28 protein-coding genes are annotated in these 23,110 nt (G+C 57.5%); 21 read left to right on the top strand and 7 right to left on the bottom strand.

Annotated features, from left to right (window positions below):
• The 3 genes from QRN46_RS09255 to QRN46_RS09245 all read left to right on the top strand — a co-directional run.
• A partial coding sequence (locus QRN46_RS09255) for an integrase core domain-containing protein (RefSeq protein WP_285354569.1) occupies positions 1-403 on the top strand: 403 nt, incomplete at its 5' end.
• A 115-nt stretch (positions 404-518) separates the two neighbouring features.
• Positions 519-971 carry a GNAT family N-acetyltransferase gene (locus tag QRN46_RS09250; protein WP_041475193.1) on the top strand — a complete coding sequence of 151 codons (453 nt, stop codon included), beginning with the start codon at positions 519-521 and terminating at the stop codon, positions 969-971.
• A 341-nt stretch (positions 972-1,312) separates the two neighbouring features.
• On the top strand, positions 1,313-1,768 hold the full coding sequence (locus tag QRN46_RS09245; protein WP_285354568.1) for a DUF2214 family protein: 456 nt from the start codon (positions 1,313-1,315) through the stop codon (positions 1,766-1,768).
• 208 nt (positions 1,769-1,976) lie between these two features.
• Here the strand turns inward: QRN46_RS09245 and csrA are convergent, their stop codons facing one another.
• On the bottom strand, positions 1,977-2,171 hold the full coding sequence (gene csrA, locus QRN46_RS09240) for a carbon storage regulator CsrA (RefSeq protein WP_003179932.1): 195 nt from the start codon (positions 2,169-2,171) through the stop codon (positions 1,977-1,979).
• Positions 2,172-2,421: 250 nt separating this feature from the next.
• On the opposite strand from csrA, the gene QRN46_RS09235 reads away from it, so the two are divergent.
• Both QRN46_RS09235 and QRN46_RS09230 read left to right on the top strand, forming a co-directional pair.
• A complete protein-coding gene (locus QRN46_RS09235) occupies positions 2,422-2,787 on the top strand; it encodes an SPOR domain-containing protein (RefSeq protein WP_285354567.1) in 366 nt (121 codons plus the stop codon).
• 86 nt (positions 2,788-2,873) lie between these two features.
• Positions 2,874-3,776, top strand: a complete 903-nt coding sequence (locus tag QRN46_RS09230; protein WP_285354572.1) for a siderophore-interacting protein — start codon at positions 2,874-2,876, stop codon at positions 3,774-3,776.
• Positions 3,777-3,830: 54 nt separating this feature from the next.
• Here the strand turns inward: QRN46_RS09230 and QRN46_RS09225 are convergent, their stop codons facing one another.
• From QRN46_RS09225 to QRN46_RS09215, 3 genes are all read right to left on the bottom strand, one after another.
• A complete protein-coding gene (locus QRN46_RS09225) occupies positions 3,831-4,520 on the bottom strand; it encodes an endonuclease (RefSeq protein ID WP_011333373.1) in 690 nt (229 codons plus the stop codon).
• Positions 4,521-4,524: 4 nt separating this feature from the next.
• On the bottom strand, positions 4,525-4,794 hold the full coding sequence (locus QRN46_RS09220) for a DUF1654 domain-containing protein (RefSeq protein WP_502942384.1): 270 nt from the start codon (positions 4,792-4,794) through the stop codon (positions 4,525-4,527).
• Between the two features lie 186 nt (positions 4,795-4,980).
• The gene (locus QRN46_RS09215; protein WP_285354565.1) at positions 4,981-6,069 is read right to left on the bottom strand and encodes an asparaginase; all 1,089 of its coding nucleotides are present in this window, start codon (positions 6,067-6,069) and stop codon (positions 4,981-4,983) included.
• A 349-nt stretch (positions 6,070-6,418) separates the two neighbouring features.
• Here QRN46_RS09215 and QRN46_RS09210 point away from each other — a divergent pair, with 349 nt between their 5' ends.
• The 8 genes from QRN46_RS09210 to QRN46_RS09175 all read left to right on the top strand — a co-directional run bounded on the left by QRN46_RS09210 (position 6,419) and on the right by QRN46_RS09175 (position 14,049).
• Complete coding sequence (locus QRN46_RS09210) at positions 6,419-6,871, top strand: hypothetical protein (RefSeq protein WP_134020740.1); 453 nt, start codon at positions 6,419-6,421, stop codon at positions 6,869-6,871.
• 200 nt (positions 6,872-7,071) lie between these two features.
• A complete protein-coding gene (locus QRN46_RS09205) occupies positions 7,072-8,028 on the top strand; it encodes a sugar ABC transporter substrate-binding protein (protein WP_201817697.1) in 957 nt (318 codons plus the stop codon).
• Positions 8,029-8,083: 55 nt separating this feature from the next.
• Positions 8,084-9,637 (top strand): sugar ABC transporter ATP-binding protein, encoded by a 1,554-nt coding sequence (locus QRN46_RS09200; protein ID WP_007956011.1) that lies wholly within the window; start codon positions 8,084-8,086, stop codon positions 9,635-9,637.
• A complete protein-coding gene (locus QRN46_RS09195) occupies positions 9,634-10,611 on the top strand; it encodes an ABC transporter permease (RefSeq protein WP_011333377.1) in 978 nt (325 codons plus the stop codon). Before QRN46_RS09200 ends, QRN46_RS09195 begins: the two co-directional genes overlap by 4 nt.
• A 3-nt stretch (positions 10,612-10,614) precedes the next feature.
• Entirely contained in the window at positions 10,615-11,634 is a 1,020-nt protein-coding gene (locus tag QRN46_RS09190) for a LacI family DNA-binding transcriptional regulator (protein ID WP_011333378.1), read from the top strand.
• Between the two features lie 23 nt (positions 11,635-11,657).
• Complete coding sequence (rbsK, locus tag QRN46_RS09185) at positions 11,658-12,575, top strand: ribokinase (RefSeq protein WP_285354564.1); 918 nt, start codon at positions 11,658-11,660, stop codon at positions 12,573-12,575.
• Positions 12,572-12,976, top strand: a complete 405-nt coding sequence (gene rbsD, locus QRN46_RS09180; RefSeq protein WP_011333380.1) for a D-ribose pyranase — start codon at positions 12,572-12,574, stop codon at positions 12,974-12,976. The genes rbsK and rbsD overlap by 4 nt, the downstream gene beginning before the upstream one ends.
• 44 nt (positions 12,977-13,020) lie before the next feature.
• Positions 13,021-14,049, top strand: coding sequence for a nucleoside hydrolase (locus QRN46_RS09175; protein WP_011333381.1), 1,029 nt, complete (start codon positions 13,021-13,023; stop codon positions 14,047-14,049).
• Between the two features lie 33 nt (positions 14,050-14,082).
• On the opposite strand, the gene QRN46_RS09170 is transcribed toward QRN46_RS09175, so the two are convergent.
• A complete protein-coding gene (locus tag QRN46_RS09170; RefSeq protein WP_201817675.1) occupies positions 14,083-14,295 on the bottom strand; it encodes a hypothetical protein in 213 nt (70 codons plus the stop codon).
• A 129-nt stretch (positions 14,296-14,424) separates the two neighbouring features.
• Between QRN46_RS09170 and QRN46_RS09165 the strand changes: the two genes are divergently transcribed.
• Together QRN46_RS09165 and QRN46_RS09160 are read left to right on the top strand one after the other, a co-directional pair.
• Complete coding sequence (locus tag QRN46_RS09165; protein WP_041475194.1) at positions 14,425-14,730, top strand: hypothetical protein; 306 nt, start codon at positions 14,425-14,427, stop codon at positions 14,728-14,730.
• A 165-nt stretch (positions 14,731-14,895) separates the two neighbouring features.
• Positions 14,896-15,213, top strand: coding sequence for an I78 family peptidase inhibitor (locus tag QRN46_RS09160; protein ID WP_011333384.1), 318 nt, complete (start codon positions 14,896-14,898; stop codon positions 15,211-15,213).
• Positions 15,214-15,283: 70 nt separating this feature from the next.
• Here the strand turns inward: QRN46_RS09160 and QRN46_RS09155 are convergent, their stop codons facing one another.
• Both QRN46_RS09155 and QRN46_RS09150 read right to left on the bottom strand, forming a co-directional pair.
• Entirely contained in the window at positions 15,284-15,496 is a 213-nt protein-coding gene (locus tag QRN46_RS09155; RefSeq protein ID WP_007956027.1) for a cold-shock protein, read from the bottom strand.
• Positions 15,497-15,786: 290 nt separating this feature from the next.
• Positions 15,787-16,089, bottom strand: coding sequence for a hypothetical protein (locus QRN46_RS09150; protein ID WP_011333385.1), 303 nt, complete (start codon positions 16,087-16,089; stop codon positions 15,787-15,789).
• Between the two features lie 371 nt (positions 16,090-16,460).
• Between QRN46_RS09150 and thrS the strand changes: the two genes are divergently transcribed.
• From thrS to pheT, 6 genes are all read left to right on the top strand, one after another.
• Positions 16,461-18,383 (top strand): threonine--tRNA ligase, encoded by a 1,923-nt coding sequence (gene thrS, locus QRN46_RS09145; protein WP_011333386.1) that lies wholly within the window; start codon positions 16,461-16,463, stop codon positions 18,381-18,383.
• A complete protein-coding gene (gene infC, locus QRN46_RS09140) occupies positions 18,383-18,934 on the top strand; it encodes a translation initiation factor IF-3 (protein ID WP_169432615.1) in 552 nt (183 codons plus the stop codon). The genes thrS and infC overlap by 1 nt, the downstream gene beginning before the upstream one ends.
• Before the next feature lie 60 nt (positions 18,935-18,994).
• Positions 18,995-19,189, top strand: coding sequence for a 50S ribosomal protein L35 (gene rpmI, locus QRN46_RS09135; protein ID WP_002553160.1), 195 nt, complete (start codon positions 18,995-18,997; stop codon positions 19,187-19,189).
• Between the two features lie 30 nt (positions 19,190-19,219).
• Positions 19,220-19,576 (top strand): 50S ribosomal protein L20, encoded by a 357-nt coding sequence (rplT, locus tag QRN46_RS09130; protein ID WP_002553161.1) that lies wholly within the window; start codon positions 19,220-19,222, stop codon positions 19,574-19,576.
• Positions 19,577-19,685: 109 nt separating this feature from the next.
• Entirely contained in the window at positions 19,686-20,702 is a 1,017-nt protein-coding gene (pheS, locus tag QRN46_RS09125; protein ID WP_011333387.1) for a phenylalanine--tRNA ligase subunit alpha, read from the top strand.
• Positions 20,703-20,728: 26 nt separating this feature from the next.
• A complete protein-coding gene (pheT, locus tag QRN46_RS09120; protein WP_285354563.1) occupies positions 20,729-23,107 on the top strand; it encodes a phenylalanine--tRNA ligase subunit beta in 2,379 nt (792 codons plus the stop codon).
• The last annotated feature ends 3 nt before the right edge of the window (positions 23,108-23,110 follow it).

Here is a 23,110-nt window from a genome sequence, read left to right as displayed (position 1 = left end):
CACCGATGCGTACTCCCGAAAAATCGTGGGGCACCATGTCCATGAAAGCTTGCACACCGAATCGGTGATCCAGGCGTTCAACAAAGCCCTCAAGCAGCGGACAACGAAGCAATGTTTGGTGCATCACTCGGATAGAGGCGTCCAATACTGCTCCGAGCTTTATCAGCGGCTGCATGCCAAATACGGCATCACCTGCTCAATGACCGATGGCTACGACTGCTACCAAAACGCGTTGGCTGAGCGTGTGAACGGGATTTTGAAAAACGAGTTATTGCTGCATCGCCCCAAAAATTTTGCAGAGGCCATCCGGATGGTGGACGAGTCGGTGCAGATCTATAACAACGAGCGGCCTCATCTGTCGCTGAAATACAAAACACCCGATGCGGTGCATCGGGCGTTTTGAGGCTGAAACAGGTGTAAACCTATTTCAGGACTAGACACTGCGATTTGCAGAGCCTATGCAAATTTCGGTTTGGCCCACCTCCGCTACACTTCGGCAAATTTGCAGGAGTGTATTCATGAGTCGCCAATTCAGGCGCGCCAGTCCAGGCGATATCGAAAGCCTGTTGAAGATTGATCCTGTCGCTGAAAAAAATGGCGGCCGTCGTGAGTACATCGCGAGGGCCGTTAGGGCAGAGGAGTGCTGGGTTGTCTGCGAGGCGAGCGTACCCCTCGGTTACGGATGTCTGGATCGAAGCTTTTTTGGTGAATGGTTCATACCCCTCGTGATCGTCTCCAGTGCGAACAGGCGTTCCGGTGTGGGGCGGCAAATCGTGAACGGTCTGGAGCAGCATGCTTGTGCAGAAAAGATCTTCACGTCGACCAATACGTCCAACTCGCCGATGCGGCAGCTGCTGACCAATCTTGGATATCAGCACAGCGGAATAGTAGAGAACCTTGATCCGTGGGATCCCGAGCTCATTTTTGTAAAATTCTTGAGCCAGGCGCGTATCGATCGCGATGCATTTTGATCCATTCGTCGCCGACCGTTGCGAGCGTCCTTTTAAATAGTGTGGATATTTAAGGGGTTACGCTTCTTATTAACCATTCGGTTATCAAAAATGCGTTGTTACATACTGGAAAAATCAGTAATATCCGTCCCGCGTTCACCACCACGGTTTATGCATTTTTAAATCCCAAGCTTCCATCAGCTGCTTGGGATTTTTTTTGCCCGCGATTTGCCTTTTCCGCACCTCTGCCCATTCTCTCGTCTCGCCCGCTTCTGTTTTACGGGAAGGGTGACAGGCAAGCCCACACTTTTTCGACTACTACTGATTGGCTGATTTCATCTCTGCCGGACAGGAGTTAATCGATGCTGGTTCACTGGTTTCTTGCAGCGATTCATTTACTGGCATTTGCCATGGGCTTCTGGGCGGTGTTGACGCGTGGGGCGGCCCTCAGCCGCCTGGCGTCTGGATCCGGTGAGGTCGGGCGCGTATTGCTAGCCGACAACCTTTGGGGGCTTTCGGCGCTGGTGTTGCTCATCACTGGCGGCATGCGCGCCTTCGGAGGTTACGAGAAGGGAACTGACTACTACCTGCACCAGCCGTTGTTCCATCTGAAGATGGCGTTGTTCGTGCTGATTCTGCTTCTGGAACTCGTTCCGATGATCACCCTGATCAAGTGGCGCGTGGCCAAGGCGCGCGTTGCTGTCACTGATACAGGGCGTGCGAAGGTGTTCGCACGGATCAGTCATGCCGAAGCGCTGCTGTTGATATTGATGGTCGTGGCGGCCACCGGGATGGCGCGTGGCGTCTCATTTGGCTAAGCGGGCGAGATTCCCAACCGCTATTCGGAAATGTCCGACAGCCAGCCCATGGAATGACGGTTAGTATCGGTTGCAAGAAGGCTTGAGGCAGGAAGGGGCGTAGCACGCGCCGTCACCAGGGAGGTGGGGGAATGGCAATACGGCGCTTGAATCTTTAGCCAGTCATTGGCGCGCAGGCAAACGAACTGGCTACTGACTGCGATAGGGCTCAGGGCGTTTGTGGCTTGTCCGGAGCGGTCAGGCCCGCCTGGATGCGCTGGTAGATCTCTTCCCGGTGTACTGCAACGTTCTTCGGAGCATTGATGCCGATTCGAACTTGCTGGCCGCTGACGCCGAGAATGGTGATCGTGATGTCATCACCAATGTTTATGCTTTCACCGACTTTGCGGGTGAGTATCAGCATGGTCTTCTCCTTGATTGCTTTGTAGGGCACCTGATTCAGACAGTGCAGAGGTCGGTGGTACGTATAGATTAGTGCGAAGTCTTACAGTTTGGGTGCCTCTTTCTGACGCGCAGCAGCGGCATTAATTCCCAGCGCGTAACTATACAGGGGCTGCCAGCATCAATCTCGTCCTTTTGTGCCCATTTTGCGGGGCTCCGAAAGTATTCTCGAATGTTAAGATCGCCGCTTTGAAAATTCAGAGGGAAGCGTTGTGCGCAAATTGGTCTGGGTAGTCGCGGCACTGGCATTGGCAGGATGTGGCGAAGGCAAGAGTGTGGATGCGCAAAAGCCGAAACCGGCGGCAGTAACGGCGCCTGCTGTGGTGGGTCCGCAGTGGGAGCTGGAAGTGCGCGGTGAAACCCCTCAGGCCGTCAGCGACCTCAGCGGCTGGCTGATCGAGCACGGCTTTGTGGCTAGCGTCATCAAGGATGCCAGCGGCAAGACCCGAATCCTCCTCGGTCCTTTCAATTCGAAAGATGATGCCGAGGCGCGTCAGGCGGATGTGAATGCAGCACTGGTCAAGGCGAAGAAGCAGAACATCGAAACGCTGGTGATCGAGCGCGCCCTCGCGCAATAAGTGATCCATTTGGCGGAGCTGACTAAAGGGTGCCTCCCGTGATTCGTTTTCAAGGAATCACTGAAGATACCCGGAAGGAGCTCCGCATGGCCTCCGCCAATCCTTACAAGTTGTTCGACGTTGTTTTGCGTCATAAGCAGCAGTTGAGTCCGCATCTCATGCGGATCACGCTCGCAAGCCCCGCCGTCACCGAGATGGCAACCTGGGCGCCGGATCAGCGAGTAAAGCTGTTTTTCCCGGCAGCCGACGGTTCACCCGCCAGGCTTTCTCAGGGCGAGGGGTGGTACGCGCGGTTCCGCTCGATGCTGGTTGATCGTCGCCCGGCGATGCGTACCTACACCATCCGTCATTTGCGCGCCGAAGCGGGCGAAGTCGATATCGATTTCGTCCTGCACGGCGAGACCGGTCCAGCCTCCCGTTGGGCGTTGCGAGCGCTGCCTGGCGAGTCAATGCAGATTCTGGCACCTGACAGCCGATTCTCGGCACAAGAAGGAGGGGGATTTGAATGGAAGCCACCGCAAACGCTCAAGCAACTTCTGCTGGTCGCCGACGCCACAGCGTTGCCGGCCGCCATGGGGATTCTGGAAGAACTGGCGACTCTGGCTGCACCGCCGCAGACCCAGGCGTTTTTCGAAGTCGACAGTCGTGAGGACATGTTGGCGGTTCCTGACTGGCCCGGGCTTTCGGTGCAATGGCTGATCCGCAATCACGCAGCTGCCGGCACGTTGATGGTGGAAGCTGTGCGGCAGGCAACGTTGCCTGTCGATGCATCGCCCGTTGGGCAGGCGGTCGAACTGGCGGATGTCGACATCGAAGAAGAGATTCTGTGGGAGATCGCCGATACGGCCAGCGAGGGATTCTATGGCTGGATTGCCGGGGAGTCCGCCGCTGTAATGAGTCTGCGCAAGTACTTGATCAAGGAGCGTGGCATCCCTCGCGAGTCGCTCAATCTGATGGGCTACTGGCGTTACAACAAGTCCGGCGATTGAGCACAAAAAAGGCCTTGAGTTTATCGCTCAAGGCCTTTTCTTTTGATCAGGTAATCAACCGCAGGATTTCAGGTTCACCGGACCGACAAACTCGTTGCCGCGTCCCATCACGCACGCCACGCTCTGGTTGCGTTGACGTTCCCAGTCTTGCACCGGATAAGTCTTGTCCCAGGCTTCGTACAGTTGGCGATCCTGCTTCGACAAGCGCAAGCCGTACTGTTTGCTCATGTAAAAGTAGGTGCGGGCGATCATGCCGCGAATCGAAGGGCGGGGCATGACCTTCTTCGCCTTGAAGTCGACTTGAGTCAGGCATGAGCCGTACTGACCCTTTTCGACCGGCAGCCAGCCATAGCTGAAATTGCTGCGGTCGCCATTCACCTCGCCAATGCTCGGCACCAGGTTGTGCAGGTCGGCTTCGGCTTTCTGATAGCTCGGGTCGTAGCGGGCGCAATTCTTGCGACCGCCTTCCTGCCAGCATTGACGTTGATGGCCGAACTGCCAGGCCGGAACGATGTGCTCCCATTCAATGCGGGACGCCCGCTTGGCGTTCTTGCGTGGGACGTAGCCGCAGGCGGCCAGATCGACCTTGTTGCCAGTGTATTTGCACCCGCAATAAAACTCGGTGGATTGTGGAGCGTACAGCTTCCAGGCGACCTTCTTGGCCTCGGTGAACGTACGCGGCGCGCCAGCTTGCGCACCCAGGGAAATGAACAGCAACAGCACAGCAGCAAAACGCAGAATCATTGAATCAATCTTCCTTCGGCACAACCCAGAAAATCTGTACGCCGCCATCGTCGCGGTAGGCGAGGGTGACGTTGTCGTTCTCGTCGATTTCTTCCAGCAAGCGCTCCCAGTCATCCACCGGCTCGTCCGGAAGGCGGAAGATCAGTGCGGCTTTGGCTTTTTGTGCGGTAGGCGAGTTGATGATTTTTTGAATGCGCATGCCCATGCGTTCGTAAGCGTCAGGAGCATCAGGGGAAGTGGCCACGAGGTTATCCTTATTAAGCTGTACGTGCATACAGTATTTAACTGTAGGCATTTTCGCAACTGCTTAAAATTCAAGAAAATCCTCTGACAGCGGTTTTCCGATTTTGATGTCACTCAGGTGAAATTTTTCTTTTGAGGAGAAGCAAGCTTCACCCTCCGTCAAGTTGACGAAGGGTGAAGTCAGTGCCCGATCAGGAAAGGATCAGGCGAGGATGAATCAGTATTCCCAGAACATCCGTTGCAGCTCTTTGCTGTCGTTGGTCTTGGTCAGCGCGACCATGGCCAGGATGCGGGCTTTCTGCGGGTTCAGATCGTGGGCAACCACCCAGTTGTACTTGTCGTCAGGCTGTTCGGCGTTGCGCAGGACGAAACCACCGGCATTGACGTGAGACGAGCGAATGATCTGCACGCCGTCCTTGCGCAGCGCCTGCAGGGTCGGAACCACGCGGGAGGAAACCGAACCGTTGCCGGTACCGGCATGGATGATCGCCTTGGCGCCGGACTGGGCGAGGGCCTTGTAGGCTGTGTCGCTGACATTGCCGTAGGAATAGGCGATTTCTACATCAGGAAGGCTCTTGATGTTTTTGATATCGAATTCCGAATCCATGGTGTGGCGCTTGGCTGGCAGGCGGAACCAGTAGGATTTGCCTTCAACCACCATGCCGAGCGGGCCCCAGGCGCTTTTGAAGGCTTCGGTCTTGATGTTGATCATCTTGCTGACGTCGCGACCCGACTGGATTTCATCGTTCAGGGTCACCAGTACGCCTTTACCGCGAGCTTCTTTGCTGCTGGCGACAGCCACGGCGTTGTACAGGTTCAGCATGCCGTCCGCCGACATGGCGGTGCCCGGGCGCATGGAGCCGACGACGATGATCGGCTTGTCGGTTTTTTCCACCAGATTCAGGAAGTACGCGGTTTCTTCCAGAGTGTCGGTGCCGTGAGTGATGACGATGCCATCGACGTCTTTGCTGTCGGCCAGTTCGGAAACGCGACGACCCAATTGCAGGAGGTTTTCGTTGGTGATGCTTTCCGAGGCGATTTGCATGACCTGTTCGCCGCGTACATTGGCCAGCGTGCTCAGTTCGGGAATGCCGGCGATCAATTGTTCGATGCCCACTTTCGCAGCCTGATAGGTCGCGCTGTTGGCAGCGCTGGCGCCTGCGCCGGCAATGGTGCCGCCGGTGGCCAGTACCACCACGTTGGCCAGTTTGGTCTGGGTTTCAGCTTCTTTTGCCTGGAGGGCGGTTGGCAGGAGCAGGAGGAGGGCCAAAGCGCCCGGAACGAAACTCTTCAAAGCAGATGTCATTATTTTTCTCTCTAGTAGTGAGACGGTGCTGATGCAGGTTCATCTAGATGCGCCCCGGGCCGATCTGAATGCCAGGGGTGCAGGGAGGGAGCAGGATCTGTACCAGTCGTACTGTGCGTGAGAGAAATGTTTAACCTTATGATTTAAATCAAGATTTATTTGAAGTGTGGTTGTGAGCTTGTCTCGCTCATCCGGGTTTCCGAACACAGGCTGTTTTCTCGTTCGGCTCACCGAAAAGGACTACGAACCTCGTCCACAGACTGAACTGGCTGCTTTCCAGATCTCTGCTAAAGAAAACGGCGCGCTGGCCGATGCGCCTTGACAGGGATTCAATTTTTCAGGAGTTCAAATGTCATTGACTATCGGTTTTTCAAATCCCGGTTCGGTCACGATCGGCGGTAAAACTGCTGCGACGATCAATGCAATGAGTGAAGCTGAAGCCGATGCGTCAGCCGAGGCACTGGGTACCGAGAAGGTTGAAACCAATCAGGTCAGAACCGGTGGTCCTGCCCAGGAAGCAAGCGCGAGCGAGGCTGAAGGCGGTGACAATCTGAGCATCACTATCAAGACGTTGCTCAAGCGCATGCAGGAATTGCAGAAGCAGCTTCAGGAGCAGCAACAGCAACTGGCCGCCGCGCAGGCTGCGAGTTATCCAACCCCCGAAGCCAAGTCGCAAGCGGTGATGTCCATCCAGGGGCAGATCGCTCAAACCAGCGGTGCCCTGCTGGAAGTCTCGGCTGCACTGGTCAAGGAAATGTCGAAGGGTTCTTCTGCTGGTAACGTGGTCAACACCACGGCTTGAGCGCTCAAGGGGCGGATCGATGGATTCGCTCTGCAACGCAATACCGATTTCTGATTGTTGACAAATGAAGGCGTGATTCGCATAGTTCGGTCTACGCAAACGTTTGCGCGGCCTTCGCGATGGATTGAATTGTCGTGGGTGCAGCGAGCTTACGCCAGCGCAAGCGTTGCTCACAATAATCATAAGATCGGAGTGAACCCATGAAGCTGCCATTCGCTGGACGTCTTCTTGCTGTCGCCATGCTGGCTGCCGCATCCGCCGCACTGCCTGTCTCTTCGGCTTTCGCCGAATCCCCTGAAAAACCCAAAGTCGCCCTGGTCATGAAATCCCTGGCCAACGAATTCTTCCTGACCATGGAAGACGGCGCCAAGGCCTACCAGAAAGAACATTCCGCCGATTTCGACCTGATCTCCAACGGCATCAAGGACGAAACCGACACGGCGGGGCAGACGCGCATCGTCGAGCAGATGATTCTGGCGAAGGTCAACGCACTGGTCATCGCACCGTCTGATTCCAAGGCGATGGTGCCGGTGATCAAGAAAGCCGTCGATGCCGGTATCACTGTGATCAACATCGACAACCAGCTCGATCCGGCTGTGATCAAAAGCAAGAACATCAGCGTTCCGTTCGTAGGCCCGGACAATCGCAAAGGCGCGCGTCTGGTGGGCGAGTACCTGGCCAAACAACTGAAGGCCGGTGACGAAGTGGGCATCATTGAAGGCGTCTCCACGACCACCAACGCCCAGCAGCGTACCGCAGGCTTCAAGGACGCGATGGAGGCTGCGCAGATCAAGGTTGTCTCCCTGCAGTCCGGCGATTGGGAGATCGACAAGGGCAACAAGGTGGCCGCTTCGATTCTCAGCGAATATCCGGACGTCAAGGCGCTGCTGGCCGGCAACGACAGCATGGCCGTGGGCGCCGTTTCCGCCGTGCGTGCTGCCGGCAAGGCTGGGCAGGTGCTGGTTGTTGGTTACGACAACATCAATGCCATCAAACCGATGCTGAAGGACGGCCGCGTTCTGGCGACGGCCGACCAGTACGCCGCGAAGCAAGCGGTGTTTGGCATTGAGACTGCGCTGAAAATCATCAAGGGCGAGAAAGTCGACAGTGGTGCCAATGGCGTGATCGAAACGCCGGTCGAGCTGGTCACCAAGTAAGTCCACTGGCGACACAATGGCGCTCGTCCGTCCGGGCGAGCGCATGGAGATTTTTATGTCAGTTTCCGCTCCGAACGCTGTCCTCTCGGTCAGCGGTATCGGCAAGACCTACGCGCAACCGGTTCTGACCGGCATCGACCTGACGTTGATGCGCGGTGAAGTACTGGCGCTGACCGGTGAGAATGGTGCCGGCAAAAGCACCCTCTCGAAGATCATCGGCGGGCTGGTCACACCTACCACCGGCCAGATGCAGTTCCAGGGCAAGGAATATCGCCCCGGCAGCCGCACGCAGGCTGAAGAGCTGGGTGTGCGCATGGTCATGCAAGAGCTCAATCTGCTGCCGACGCTTTCAGTGGCGGAGAACCTGTTCCTCGACAACCTGCCGAGCAACGGTGGCTGGATCAGTCGCAAGCAACTGCGCAAAGCCGCTATCGAAGCCATGGCTCAAGTCGGCCTCGACGCCATCGACCCGGACACACTGGTCGGCGAGCTTGGGATCGGTCACCAGCAAATGGTCGAAATCGCCCGTAACCTGATCGGCGATTGTCACGTGCTGATCCTTGATGAACCGACCGCGATGCTGACCGCCCGTGAAGTCGAGATGCTGTTCGAGCAGATCACCCGGTTGCAGGCGCGCGGCGTCTCGATCATCTACATCTCCCATCGCCTCGAAGAACTGGCCAGGGTCGCTCAGCGCATTGCTGTGTTGCGTGACGGTAACCTCGTTTGCGTCGAGCCGATGGCCAATTACAACAGCGAGCAACTGGTCACCCTGATGGTCGGTCGCGAGCTGGGCGAGCATATCGATCTGGGGGCTCGCCATATCGGCGCGCCGGCCCTGACGGTCAAAGGCCTGACCCGCTCCGACAAGGTTCGCGACGTGTCCTTTGAGGTTCGCGCCGGTGAGATTTTTGGCATTTCGGGGCTGATCGGGGCAGGGCGCACCGAACTTTTGCGGCTGATCTTCGGTGCTGATGTCGCGGACAGCGGCACGGTGGCACTCGGTTCACCGGCAAAAACGGTGAGCATTCGCTCGCCAGTCGATGCGGTGCGCAACGGCATCGCCTTGATCACCGAAGATCGCAAGGGCGAAGGACTGCTGCTGAGTCAGTCGATCAGCGCCAACATTGCCTTGGGCAACATGCCGGAAATTTCCAGCGGCGGGTTCGTCAACAACGGCGATGAAACGAAGCTCGCGCAGCGGCAGATCGACGCCATGCGCATCCGCAGTTCCAGCCCGACGCAGCTGGTGTCCGAGCTGTCCGGCGGCAATCAGCAAAAGGTGGTGATCGGTCGCTGGCTTGAGCGCGACTGCTCGGTGTTGCTGTTCGACGAGCCGACTCGTGGTATCGACGTCGGCGCCAAATTCGATATCTATGCCTTGCTCGGCGAACTGACCCGTCAGGGCAAAGCGCTGGTCGTGGTGTCCAGCGACTTGCGGGAGCTGATGCTGATCTGCGACCGCATCGGTGTGTTGTCGGCGGGGCGTCTGATCGATACGTTCGAACGCGACAGCTGGACCCAGGATGACTTGCTTGCCGCCGCATTCGCCGGCTACCAGAAACGTGATGCGTTGCTCAACGAAGCAGCGCCTAGGGATCTCCCATGAAAACTGCATCTTCCGCCGGCAAATCCAGTGGCAATTTCTACGGCCTCGGCACTTATCTGGGCCTCGCCGGCGCATTGCTGGCAATGATTGCGCTGTTCTCGGTCATGAGCAGCCATTTCCTGTCATATAACACCTTCAGCACCCTGGCCAACCAGATTCCCGACCTGATGGTGCTGGCGGTGGGCATGACGTTCGTCCTGATCATCGGCGGGATCGACCTGTCGGTAGGCTCGGTGCTGGCACTCGCGGCATCTACTGTCAGCGTGGCGATTCTTGGCTGGGGTTGGAGCGTATTGCCGGCGGCCTTGCTGGGTATGGCAGTCGCGGCGTTGGCCGGCACGGTTACCGGCTCGATTACCGTGGCGTGGCGAATTCCGTCGTTCATCGTATCTCTGGGTGTTCTGGAGATGGCCCGTGGTCTGGCCTATCAGATGACCGGTTCGCGCACGGCCTACATCGGTGATTCCTTCGCCTGGCTGTCGAACCCGATCGCCTTCGGCATTTCGCCGTCGTTCATCATTGCCTTGCTGGTCATCTTTATTGCCCAGGTCGTTCTGACCCGTACCGTGTTCGGTCGCTACCTGATCGGCATTGGCACCAACGAAGAAGCGGTGCGTCTGGCGGGGATCAATCCAAAACCCTACAAGATCCTGGTGTTCAGTCTGATGGGCTTGCTCGCGGGCATTGCGGCGCTGTTCCAGATTTCCCGGCTGGAAGCGGCCGACCCGAATGCTGGTTCAGGCCTTGAGCTGCAAGTCATCGCTGCGGTGGTGATCGGCGGTACCAGCCTGATGGGCGGCCGTGGTTCGGTGATCAGCACCTTTTTCGGTGTGTTGATCATCTCCGTGCTGGCGGCCGGTCTGGCGCAGATTGGCGCGACCGAGCCGACCAAGCGCATCATCACCGGTGCGGTGATCGTGATCGCCGTGGTGCTCGACACCTATCGCAGTCAACGCGCAAGCCGACGGGGCTGATAAATGGCAACGATCAAGGATGTGGCGGCACTTGCAGGAATTTCCTACACGACTGTGTCCCACGTAGTAAACAAGACCCGACCGGTGAGCGAAGAAGTGCGGCTCAAGGTCGAGGCGGCAATCAAGAGTCTCGACTATGTGCCGAGCGCCGTGGCCCGGTCGCTGAAAGCGAAAACCACCGCCACCATCGGTTTGCTGGTGCCCAACAGCCTCAACCCATACTTCGCCGAACTGGCGCGCGGGATCGAGGATTACTGCGAGCGTAACGGTTACTGCGTGATTCTCTGCAACTCCGACGACAACCCGGACAAGCAGCGCAGCTACCTGCGGGTCCTGTTGGAAAAACGCATCGACGGCTTGATCGTCGCCTCGGCGGGTGGCGACAGCGGTCTGGCGCAAGGGTTGGCGGGTGTAAAGACGCCGATGGTGATCGTCGACCGTGGGCTCGAAGGCGTGGATGCCGACCTGGTGCGCATTGATCACGAATATGGCGCGTACCTCGCGACGCGGCATCTGCTCGAGCTCGGTCATCGCGATATCGCCACGATCGGTGGTCCGGCCAGCACCAGTGTTGCGCAAATGCGTCAGGCCGGTTTTGCTCGAGCGCTGAAAGAGGCCGGTGTTGAAGTGGCCCCGTCGCGCATGCTGGAAAGCGACTTCACCAGCACTGGCGGTTACAACGCTGCTTCCATCCTGCTTGAACGTAACCCGCCGAGCGCGATTTTTGCCGGTAACGACATGATCGGCATTGGTGTGCTGCGGGCGGCGGCAGAGCGCAACGTGCGCGTGCCCGCCGAGTTGTCGGTGATCGGTTTCGACGATATCCAGATGAGTCGTTACGTGTATCCCGCGCTGACGACCGTGGGCCAGTCGATCCTGCAATTGGGCGAGATGGCCGCGGAAGTTCTGTTGCGAAGAATTGCCACCCCGGATCTGGCGACGGATCAGCGGATCGTGACCCCGAGTATTGTCCTGCGCGAATCGACTGCACCGCTGTCCGGCGTGTTCACCGAATACCGCTGAAACGAATTGAAGAGTAGTGATGTATGTCCGCAAATGTAGTGGTAATAGGCAGCCTGAACATGGACCTGGTCACCCGGGCGCCGCGCTTGCCCCGGGGCGGTGAGACGCTGATCGGTCATTCCTTCGCGACCGTGTCCGGTGGCAAGGGCGCCAATCAGGCGGTGGCCGCTGCGCGACTGGGAGCGCAAGTGTCGATGGTCGGCTGTGTCGGCAACGATGAATATGGCGTGCAATTGCACGACGCGTTGCTGGCCGAGCAGATCGATTGCCAGGCGCTCCGCGTGGTGGAGGATTCCAGTGGCGTGGCGCTGATCGTGGTCGATGACAACAGTCAGAACGCAATTGTCATCGTGGCCGGTGCCAATGGCTCGATGACCCCGGCGGTCATCGACCGGTTCGACGCCGTGCTAAAGGCTGCCGACGTGATCATCTGCCAGTTGGAAATCCCTGATGCCACCGTAGGCCATGCCCTCAAGCGCGGACGTGAGCTGGGCAAGACAGTCATCCTCAACCCGGCGCCGGCCAGTCGTCCGCTGCCGGCAGACTGGTTTGCCGCCATCGATTACCTGATTCCCAACGAGAGCGAGGCCGCCGCCCTCAGCGGTTTGCCGGTGGACTCGCTGGAGACCGCTGAAAAAGCCGCGGCGCACCTGATTTCACTGGGCGCCGGCAAGGTCATCATCACGCTGGGCGCTCAAGGCTCTTTGTTCGCCAACGGTACGGGTTACCAGTATTTTCCTGCACCCAAAGTGAAGGCTGTCGACACCACCGCCGCCGGGGACACTTTTGTCGGCGGATTTGCCGCTGCACTGGCGGCCGGCAAAACCGAGGACGAGGCCATTCGTTTCGGGCAGGTCGCTGCGGCCCTGTCGGTTACCCGGGCAGGTGCCCAGCCGTCCATTCCCACCACCTCCGACGTACAGGCATTCAAACCCGCATGAAAAAGACTCCTTTGCTCAATGTCGCCCTGTCGCGGCTGATTGCCTCCCTCGGCCACGGCGACGTGGTCGTGATCGGTGATGCCGGCCTGCCGGTGCCGCCGGGTGTCGAGCTGATCGACCTAGCGTTGACGCACGGCGTGCCGGATTTCGTCAGCACCCTGAAAGTCGTGCTCAGCGAGATGCAGGTGGAAAGCCACGCGCTGGCCAAGGAGATTTTCGACAAGCAACCGACCGCGCTGTCCACGCTGGACGAGCTGAATGACGAAGGCTCGCTGGGGCGGCGTGACCTGCTCAGTCACGAGCAATTCAAAGTACTCAGCCGACAGGCACGAGCGATTGTTCGTACGGGAGAATGCCAGCCGTACTGCAACATCGTGCTGGTGGCTGGGGTTACGTTCTAAACAGGGTTCGCCCCTTTTGATTTCATCTGCACAAGGAATGCGCCATGCACCGCTATGCTCAAAAATTGCATCAATTGATTCGGGGGCTGCTGCTTTTGTCCGTGATAACCGCGACCGGCGCCCAGGCGGCGGAAAAGATCGACCTGATCATTGACACCGATCCGGGTGCCGACGACGTGGTCGCCCTGTTGTTTGCCCTGGCCTCCCCGGAAGAGCTGAACATTCGCGCGTTGACCACCGTGGCCGGCAATGTGCGTCTGGACAAGACTTCGCGCAATGCCAGGTTGGCCCGTGAGTGGGCTGGGCGGGAAGATATTCCGGTGTACGCCGGGGCGCCAAAACCGCTGATGCGCACGCCGATCTACGCTGAAAACATCCATGGCAAGGAAGGCCTGTCGGGTGTCACCGTGCATGAGCCGAAGAAAGGCCTGGCCGAAGGCAATGCGGTCAACTATCTGATCGACACCCTGAAAAAAGCCAAGCCGCACAGCATCACCATCGCGATGCTCGGCCCGCAGACCAACCTGGCCCTGGCGCTGATCCAGGAGCCGGAGATCGTTCAGGGCATCAAGGAAGTCGTGATCATGGGGGGCGCTCACTTCAATGGCGGCAACATCACGCCAGTGGCCGAATTTAACTTGTACGCCGACCCGCAAGCCGCGGAAGTTGTGCTCAAAAGCGGCGTGAAACTGACTTATCTGCCGCTGGACGTGACCCACAAGATCCTCACCAGTGACGCACGCCTGAAGCAGATTGCGGCGCTGAACAACAATGCGAGCAAGATTGTCGGCGACATCCTCAACGAGTACATCAAAGGGGATATGGAGCACTACGGCATTCCGGGTGGCCCGGTGCATGACGCCACCGTCGTGGCTTATCTGCTCAAGCCTGAACTCTTCACGGGTCGTTCGGTGAATGTGGTGGTCGATAGCCGTGAAGGCCCGACATTCGGCCAGACCATTGTCGACTGGTATGACGGCCTGAAGGCGCCGAAGAACGCTTTCTGGGTGGAGAACGGCGATGCCCAAGGCTTCTTCGATCTGCTGACCGAGCGTCTGAAGCGTCTGAAGTAAGCCATACGCCCGCAAGCGCCAGCTTGCGGGCTTTTACTTTCTCTCGGTGTCCGATGTCCCTCCGAAGTCATCGGGATACTTCTCGAACAGCTGGGCAATGAACGACTGTGCGCCTTGCGTTCCCAGGGTCTTCACCAGCAAGTCAATGCTGATCAATGCCAATTCCTCCGGGCTGCCCGGACTGTAAGAGCTGTGCCCTTGCGGCCAGGTGGCCTTGATGTCGGCGGTAATGCTTACGGTGGTCATGGCAAGGCTCGGTCACGGGATTGAAGTCTTGAGTTAACCACTTTGTCGGGCGGTTAGCACTGCGACTTAGGCATGAGCACAGCGCTATGCGACACTTGGTCGTTTCCGCAAAAAAACAAGGATTGCGCTGTGCAGATCGATTTGAATAGCCCCGACGGCCTGACCCTTGATGCTGTCCGCCAGATGCTGGCGTCAGCCAGTGATGACGAACATACCCAGCTGCGGGTGACCAAGGGCGGGATTGCTTATATTTCTTCGGGTGTCACTGGCGGTCAGGACATCGACGGTTTGCTGTTTCGCCTGGAGACTTGGGCTAAAGGATCGGGATATGTGGGGAATGTTGCGGCCAGTGATGAAGTCTGGGTTATGCAGATCTTCAATGCGCTCAAGGACAACTGGCCGAATCCGCCCTTTGACTACATTGATGTCTACTGAACGTCATTAATATTCAGTGACGTTTTACGGGGTGAAGCGACACGCGTTGCTCAGGCACACTCGGCGTTTTTCCGATGGTGGGGCAGGGTGATGGCACTCATCGGGAAACCAATCGCCGTATTGGTGGTCGCACGATTTCTGGTAAAAATTGAATAAGGAGGCTTCATGCCTTGGAAGTTCGCGTCACTGGGTGCACTGATGGCCGTTGCTTTGTTGGGAGGTTGCACCACGACCTCCAGCGAGTCGCAAAAGGATCCCGTGGCGACTGAGGCCGGACATGGTCGTTGTGAAGTATCGGCTGCGGAGTTCGCTCTCGGCAAGAAAGCTTCGCCAGAGCTGTTGGAGCAAGCGCGCAAGAAAGCCGGTGCGCAGAACGCCCGGTTCCTCAAGCCGAATGACATGATTACTTTGGAGTACCGCTCCGATCGCCTCAACCTGAATACCGATCAGAACCTGGTGGTCACTCGCGTCAGCTGCGGCTGAGTTTCGGGCATTTGTCTTACCCATAAAAAACCCCGTCACATGGACGGGGTTTTTTTAGTGCGCCGGGAAATTACTCTGGGCGAACTTGTGCAGCTTGCATACCCTTTTGGCCTTTCTCAGCCACGAAGGAGACGGTCTGGCCTTCTTTCAGGCTTTTGAAACCGTCAGTTTCGATAGCTTTGAAGTGTACGAACAGGTCGTCACCGCCACCTTGAGGAGTGATGAAGCCGAAGCCTTTTTCATCGTTGAACCATTTAACGGTGCCGGTTTGGCGATTAGACATGGTGTATCTCCAAGAAACATATATTTTCAGTAGTACTGTGCTGCTCAGGCCAACTGGGCACACCGGGGTATCATAGTCGAAATGTTCGCTTTGGTAGCCCCCCGGACGTGCTGTTTGCCAATCAGTCGTGTTTTCTTTACTGCCTGTTTCGGCTGGAGGCCCCGGTTTAAAAGGCTTCGAGCGAAAAATAAAGACAATAAAAAAACCTGTAAAACCTGCATAAATCGTACGAAATGGCCTGAATCAGATGCTTTTCAGCGGTGCTGGAGGCAGTGAAAAGGCCTGTTTCATCATTTTTTCGCCGGGGTATTGGCCTTGCATTTGGCAATTTGCCCCAAGGCTTTCTGTTGCAGTTCAGGCGTGGCCTTGTTGTCCATCAATGCCTGAATGTCGCTGGCCGGGTAGGACTTGATGGCATCGGCACCGCACGCGCAGTGGGATTTTGCGGCAGCGGCACCTATTTGCGGAGTGGCCGCCTGGGTGCACTGAGCCATGTATTTCTCACGCTCGCCCTTTGGCCAGTCGGCGTGGGCGCTCAGCGGCAGCAGCAAAACGAGGGGGGCGACTGCAGCAAGCAGGGTGTTAAGACGCATGCGAGGATGCTCCTTGTGGGTCAATGTCTTGTTATCTGAGGGCCCAAAGGCCGATCAAGTTCAGCACTCTGGCATAAAACAGACGATTTGCCTCTCGCTAAAACCTGAGTGCATCGGTGACCGTTCATCTGTGCTAGCATGCCTGGCTCGGGCGTTCGCAGGCTCCGGATGACCTTCAGTCCCGGTAGCGGCAGCGCACGAATTTTCCGATTTGAATCCCAGTCACTCTGGTTCGGTTTTCCGGTTGGCCGCAAGGCTCCTGCCGCTGTAAGGCAGGCGTTCGTCATTGAATGGCCTGGATCGGATCTTGTACTGGCTCATCCCAACCCACGTGACCTTTGGTAGGGGTCACCACTAGGAGAGGAGGCGCCATGCCAACTATTACTCTTCCCGACGGCAGTCAACGTTCATTCGATCACCCGGTTTCCGTAGCCGAGGTCGCCGCCTCCATCGGTGCAGGTCTGGCCAAGGCCACCGTAGCCGGCAAGGTCAATGGCAAGCTGGTCGACGCCTGCGACATCATCGACAGCGATGCGACGCTGCAAATCATCACGCCAAAGGATGAAGAGGGGCTGGAGATCATTCGCCACTCTTGCGCCCACCTGGTCGGCCATGCGGTCAAGCAGCTGTACCCGACTGCAAAAATGGTCATCGGGCCGGTCATCGACGAAGGTTTCTACTACGACATCGCCTTCGAGCGTCCTTTCACTCCGGACGACATGGCCGCCATCGAGCAGCGCATGCACCAGCTGATCGATACAGAATATGACGTCATCAAGAAAGTCACTCCGCGTGCCGAAGTGATCGAAGTGTTCAAGGCTCGTGGCGAAGACTACAAGCTGCGCCTGGTCGAAGACATGCCGAACGAGCAGGCCATGGGCCTGTACTATCACGAAGAATACGTCGACATGTGCCGCGGTCCGCACGTGCCGAACACTCGCTTCCTGAAATCCTTCAAGCTGACCAAGCTGTCCGGCGCCTACTGGCGCGGTGATGCCAAGAACGAGCAATTGCAGCGCGTTTATGGCACCGCGTGGGCTGACAAGAAGCAACTGGCTGCTTACATCCAGCGTATTGAAGAAGCTGAAAAGCGCGATCACCGCAAGATCGGCAAGCGCCTGGGCCTGTTTCATACCCAGGAAGAAGCGCCGGGCATGGTGTTCTGGCACCCGAACGGCTGGACGCTGTACCAGGTGCTCGAGCAGTACATGCGCAAAGTGCAGCGCGACAACGGCTATCTCGAGATCAAGACGCCGCAAGTCGTTGACCGCAGCCTGTGGGAGAAATCCGGGCACTGGGCAAACTACGCCGACAACATGTTCACCACTGAGTCGGAAAGCCGCGACTACGCTATCAAGCCAATGAACTGCCCATGCCATGTGCAGGTGTTCAACCAGGGCCTGAAGAGCTACCGCGAGCTGCCGATGCGTCTGGCCGAGTTCGGCGCCTGCCACCGTAACGAGCCATCGGGTGCGCTGCACGGCATCATGCGTGTGCGTGCGTTCACTCAGGACGACGCCCACATCTTCTGCACCGAAGAGCAGATGCAGGCTGAATCCGCTGCGTTCATCAAGCTGACCATGGATGTTTACCGCGACTTCGGCTTTACCGACGTCGAGATGAAGCTGTCCACTCGTCCGGAAAAACGCGTCGGTTCCGACGAGCTGTGGGATCGCGCCGAAGCAGCTCTGGCTGCAGCCCTTGATAGCGCGGGTCTGCCTTACGATCTGCAGCCGGGTGAGGGGGCGTTCTACGGTCCGAAAATCGAATTCTCGCTGAAAGATTGCCTCGGCCGCGTGTGGCAGTGTGGTACCTTGCAGCTCGATTTCAACCTGCCTGTGCGTCTGGGAGCCGAATACGTTTCCGAAGACAACAGCCGCAAGCATCCGGTGATGTTGCACCGTGCGATCCTCGGTTCGTTCGAGCGTTTCGTCGGAATTCTGATCGAGCACTACGAGGGTGCGTTCCCTGCGTGGCTGGCGCCAACCCAGGCAGTGATCATGAATATCACTGATAAACAGGCAGATTTCGTCGTTCAGGTCGAAAAAACTCTCAACGAAAGCGGGTTTCGTGCCAAGTCCGACTTGAGAAATGAAAAGATCGGCTTTAAAATCCGCGAGCATACTTTGCTCAAGGTTCCATATCTCTTGGTTATTGGGGATAAGGAAGTCGAGATGCAGACTGTCGCTGTGCGTACTCGTGAAGGTGCTGACCTGGGCTCGATGCCCGTCGCCCAGTTCGCTGAGTTTCTCGCGCAAGCGGTTTCCCGGCGTGGTCGCCCAGATTCGGAGTAATTATTATTAAGCGTGAAATGAGACAAGATAAACGAGCTGCACCGAAAGCCCCGATCAACGAGAATATCTCGGCACGCGAGGTTCGGTTAATTGGCGCTGATGGCGAGCAGATTGGCATCGTCTCGATTGATGAAGCGCTTCGTATTGCTGAAGAAGCAAAGCTTGATCTGGTAGAAATTTCTGCCGACGCAGTCCCACCGGTTTGCCGTGTGATGGACTACGGCAAATCGATCTTCGAAAAGAAGAAGCAGATTGCTGCGGCGAAGAAAAACCAGAAGCAGATTCAGGTAAAAGAAATCAAGTTTCGTCCAGGGACGGAGGAAGGGGATTACCAGGTAAAACTGCGCAACCTGGTACGTTTCCTGAGTGACGGGGACAGGGCCAAGGTATCCTTGCGATTCCGCGGCCGTGAGATGGCCCACCAGGAGCTGGGGATGGAACTCCTCAAGCGGGTTGAACAAGACCTGCTCGAGTACGGTTCGGTCGAACAGCATCCTAAGATGGAAGGACGCCAGCTGATCATGGTCATCGCCCCGAAAAAGAAGAAGTAATCAACAGGGCACGGCAGGCCTTCTGATTATGTTTATCAACTGAATGCGGAGTATCCGAACATGCCAAAGATGAAAACCAAAAGTGGTGCTGCTAAGCGGTTTCTGAAAACTGCTAACGGTATCAAGCACAAGCACGCTTTCAAGAGCCACATCCTGACCAAAATGTCGACCAAGCGTAAGCGTCAACTGCGCGGTAGCAGCTTGCTGCATCCGTCTGACGTGGCAAAAGTCGAGCGCATGCTGCGCCTTCGTTAATTTTTGGATCAAGAATAGAGGAAGTAACTCATGGCTCGTGTAAAGCGTGGCGTCATTGCCCGTAAACGTCACAAAAAAATTCTGAAACTTGCTAAAGGCTACTACGGCGCACGCTCCCGCGTATTCCGTGTTGCCAAGCAAGCGGTAATCAAGGCAGGCCAATACGCCTACCGTGACCGTCGTCAGAAAAAACGTCAGTTCCGCGCTCTGTGGATCGCTCGTATCAACGCTGGTGCTCGTGTTAACGGTCTGTCCTACAGCCGTTTCATCGCTGGCCTGAAAAAAGCGTCCATCGAGATCGACCGTAAGGTTCTGGCTGATCTGGCAGTGAACGAAAAAGCGGCGTTTGCTGCGATTGTCGAGAAAGCTAAAGCCACCTTGGCTTAAGTACCCCCGACAGTCACCCGGCCTCACCTCTGTGGAGCCAGGTGTTAAACGTCATAAATAGGGGAAGAGCCTTCAAGCTCTTCCCCTATTTTGTATCTGGAGTCTGTACATGGAAAACCTGGATGCGCTGGTCTCTCAAGCACTAGAGGCTGTGCAAAGCGCTGAAGATATCAATGCCCTGGAGCAAATCCGGGTTCAATACCTTGGCAAAAAGGGTGAATTGACTCAGGTGATGAAGACCCTGGGGAATTTGCCGGCAGAAGAGCGTCCGCAGGTCGGCGCGCTGATCAACGTTGCCAAGGAACGTGTCACAGGCGTTCTCAATGCGCGCATGGCTCTGTTTGAGGAAGCCGAACTGGCTGCCAAGCTGTCTGCCGAATCCATTGACGTGACCCTGCCGGGCCGTGGTCAGACCTCCGGTGGTCTGCATCCGGTAACCCGGACTCTGGAACGTATCGAACAGTTCTTCACTCATATCGGCTACGGCATTGCCGAAGGCCCTGAGGTCGAAGACGACTATCACAACTTCGAGGCGCTCAACATCCCAGGCCACCACCCGGCCCGGTCGATGCATGACACCTTCTATTTCAACGCCAACATGTTGCTGCGCACCCATACCTCGCCGGTACAGGTCCGCACCATGGAATCGAAAAAGCCGCCGATCCGCATCGTCTGCCCAGGCCGTGTGTACCGCAGCGACTCCGATATCACCCACTCGCCGATGTTCCACCAGGTCGAAGGTCTGCTGGTCGATCGCGATATCAACTTCGCCGACCTAAAAGGCACGATCGAAGAGTTCCTGCGGGTGTTCTTCGAGAAAGAACTGGCCGTGCGTTTCCGTCCTTCGTACTTCCCGTTCACCGAGCCTTCCGCCGAAGTCGACATGGAATGCGTGATGTGCAGCGGTAAAGGCTGCCGCGTCTGCAAGCAGACCGGCTGGCTGGAAGTGATGGGCTGCGGCATGGTTCATCCGAACGTGCTGCGCATGTCCGGAATCGATCCGGAAGAGTTCTCGGGCTTCGCCTTCGGCATGGGCGTTGAGCGTCTGGCCATGCTGCGTTACGGCGTGAACGACTTGCGTCTGTTCTTCGACAACGACTTGCGGTTCCTCGCGCAATTTCGCTAGTCGTAACGAATTCTTAGGAGAGCAGGATGAAATTCAGTGAACAATGGCTGCGTGGCTGGGTCAGCCCGCAGGTAGATCGCGACGCGCTGGTTGCCCGTCTGTCGATGGCCGGTCTTGAGGTCGATAGCGTTACGCCGGCCGCCGGTGTTTTCAGTGGCGTGGTTGTGGGCGAGGTGCTGAGCACCGAGCAGCACCCCGATGCCGACAAATTGCGCGTTTGCCAGGTCAGCAATGGCGCGGAAACTTTCCAGGTTGTGTGTGGTGCGCCAAACGTGCGTCCGGGCCTGAAAATTCCGTTCGCAATGATCGGTGCCGAGCTGCCGGGCGACTTCAAGATCAAGAAGGCCAAGCTGCGCGGCGTCGAGTCCAACGGCATGCTGTGCTCGCAAGCCGAACTTCAGATCGGCGAAGGCAATGACGGTCTGATGGAGCTGCCGGCTGATGCGCCGGTGGGCGAAGATTTTCGTGTTTATCTGGACCTGGAAGACGCCAGCATCGAAGTCGATCTGACTCCGAACCGCGGCGACTGCCTGTCCCTGGCCGGTCTGGCCCGTGAAGTCGGCGCGTTGTACGACGCTCCGGTCACTCGCCCGGTGGTGAAGGCCGTTCCTGCAGTGCACGACGAAGTGCGCTCCGTCGAAGTCCTGGCACCTGCTGCCTGCCCGCGTTATCTGGGCCGTGTCATCCGTAACGTTGACCTGTCCAAGCCGACGCCACTGTGGATGGTTGAGCGCCTGCGTCGCGCCGAAGTCCGCAGCATCGACGCCGCCGTCGACATCACCAACTACGTGATGCTCGAGCTGGGCCAGCCGCTGCACGCTTTCGATCTCGCCGAAATCAATGGCGGCATCCGTGTGCGCATGGCAGAAGAGGGCGAGAAGCTTGTGCTGCTCGACGGTCAGGAAGTCAGCCTGCGTAGCGATACGCTGGTGATCGCCGACCACACTCGCGCTCTGGCCATTGCCGGCGTGATGGGTGGCGAGCATAGCGGTGTATCTGCGACCACTCGCGACGTATTCCTTGAAAGTGCGTTCTTCGACCAGATCGCGGTGGCGGGCAAGGCTCGTTCCTACGGTCTGCACACCGACGCTTCGCACCGCTACGAGCGCGGTGTAGACTGGCAACTGGCCCGTGAAGCCATGGAGCGCGCCACTGGCCTGCTGTTGGAAATCACCGGTGGCGAAGCCGGCCCGATCATCGAAACCGTCAGCGAACAGCACTTGCCGTTGATCGCGCCGATCACCCTGCGTGCGCAGCGCATCACTCAGATGCTGGGCATGGAAATGGATACGGCCGAAGTCGAGCGCCTGCTCAATGCTTTGGGTCTGAAGGTTTCCGCCGACGGAGCAGGGCAGTGGCGCGTAGAAGTGCCAAGCCACCGCTTCGATATCAGCCTGGAAGTCGATCTGATCGAAGAGCTGGCGCGTCTGTACGGTTACAACCGCTTGCCGGTTCGTTACCCGCAAGCTCGTCTGGCGCCACAGGCCAAGGCTGAAGCGCGCAGCGATCTGCCGGAGCTGCGTCGTCTGCTGGTCGCTCGTGGCTATCAAGAAGCGATCACTTACAGCTTCATCGATCCGAAGCAGTTCGAGCTGTTCAACCCGGGCGTCGAGCCGCTGCTGTTGGCGAACCCGATCTCCAATGACATGGCCGCCATGCGTTCGTCGCTGTGGCCGGGTCTGGTCAAGGCGCTGCAGCACAACCTCAACCGTCAGCAGGATCGTGTTCGTCTGTTCGAGAGCGGTCTGCGCTTCGTCGGTCAGCTGGAAGGTCTGAAGCAAGAACCGATGATCGCCGGTGTGGTGTGCGGCAGCCGTCTGCCGGAAGGCTGGGCGCAAGGCCGCGATACCGTCGACTTCTTCGACGTCAAGGCTGATGTTGAGGCGGTGCTGGGCTTTGCCGGTGCGCTGGATCAGTTTACTTTTGCACCGGGCAAGCACCCTGCACTGCATCCAGGCCAGACCGCACGCATCGAGCGGGAAGGGCGTGAAGTCGGCTTTATCGGCGCGATTCACCCTGAGCTGTCGAAATCCCTGGGTCTCGACCGTCCGGTCTTCGTCTTCGAGCTGGTTCTGGCTGAAGTCGCTCTGGGGAAAATGCCGAAATTCCACGAGTTGTCGCGCTTTCCTGAAGTGCGTCGTGACCTGGCACTGATTGCGCACAAAGACGTTGCAGCCTCGGCTGTACTGGACGTAATCCGTGAAAATGCAGGCGAATGGCTGACAGACCTCAGGCTATTTGACGTGTATCAGGGTAAAGGCATTGATCCTGATAGAAAAAGCCTCGCAGTCGGCTTGACCTGGCAGCATCCATCGCGCACTCTTAATGACGATGAGGTGAATTCGACGACGCAAAATATCCTCACCTCGCTCGAACAAAGGTTGAACGCCACGTTAAGGAAGTGACGT

Origin of the sequence: Pseudomonas sp. lyk4-R2A-10 (assembly GCF_030209075.1) — a bacterium.
Taxonomy (GTDB): domain Bacteria; phylum Pseudomonadota; class Gammaproteobacteria; order Pseudomonadales; family Pseudomonadaceae; genus Aquipseudomonas; species Aquipseudomonas glycinae.
The sequence above is the reverse complement of the archived record's forward strand: the minus strand, read 5'-3'. Positions and strand labels throughout refer to the sequence as shown.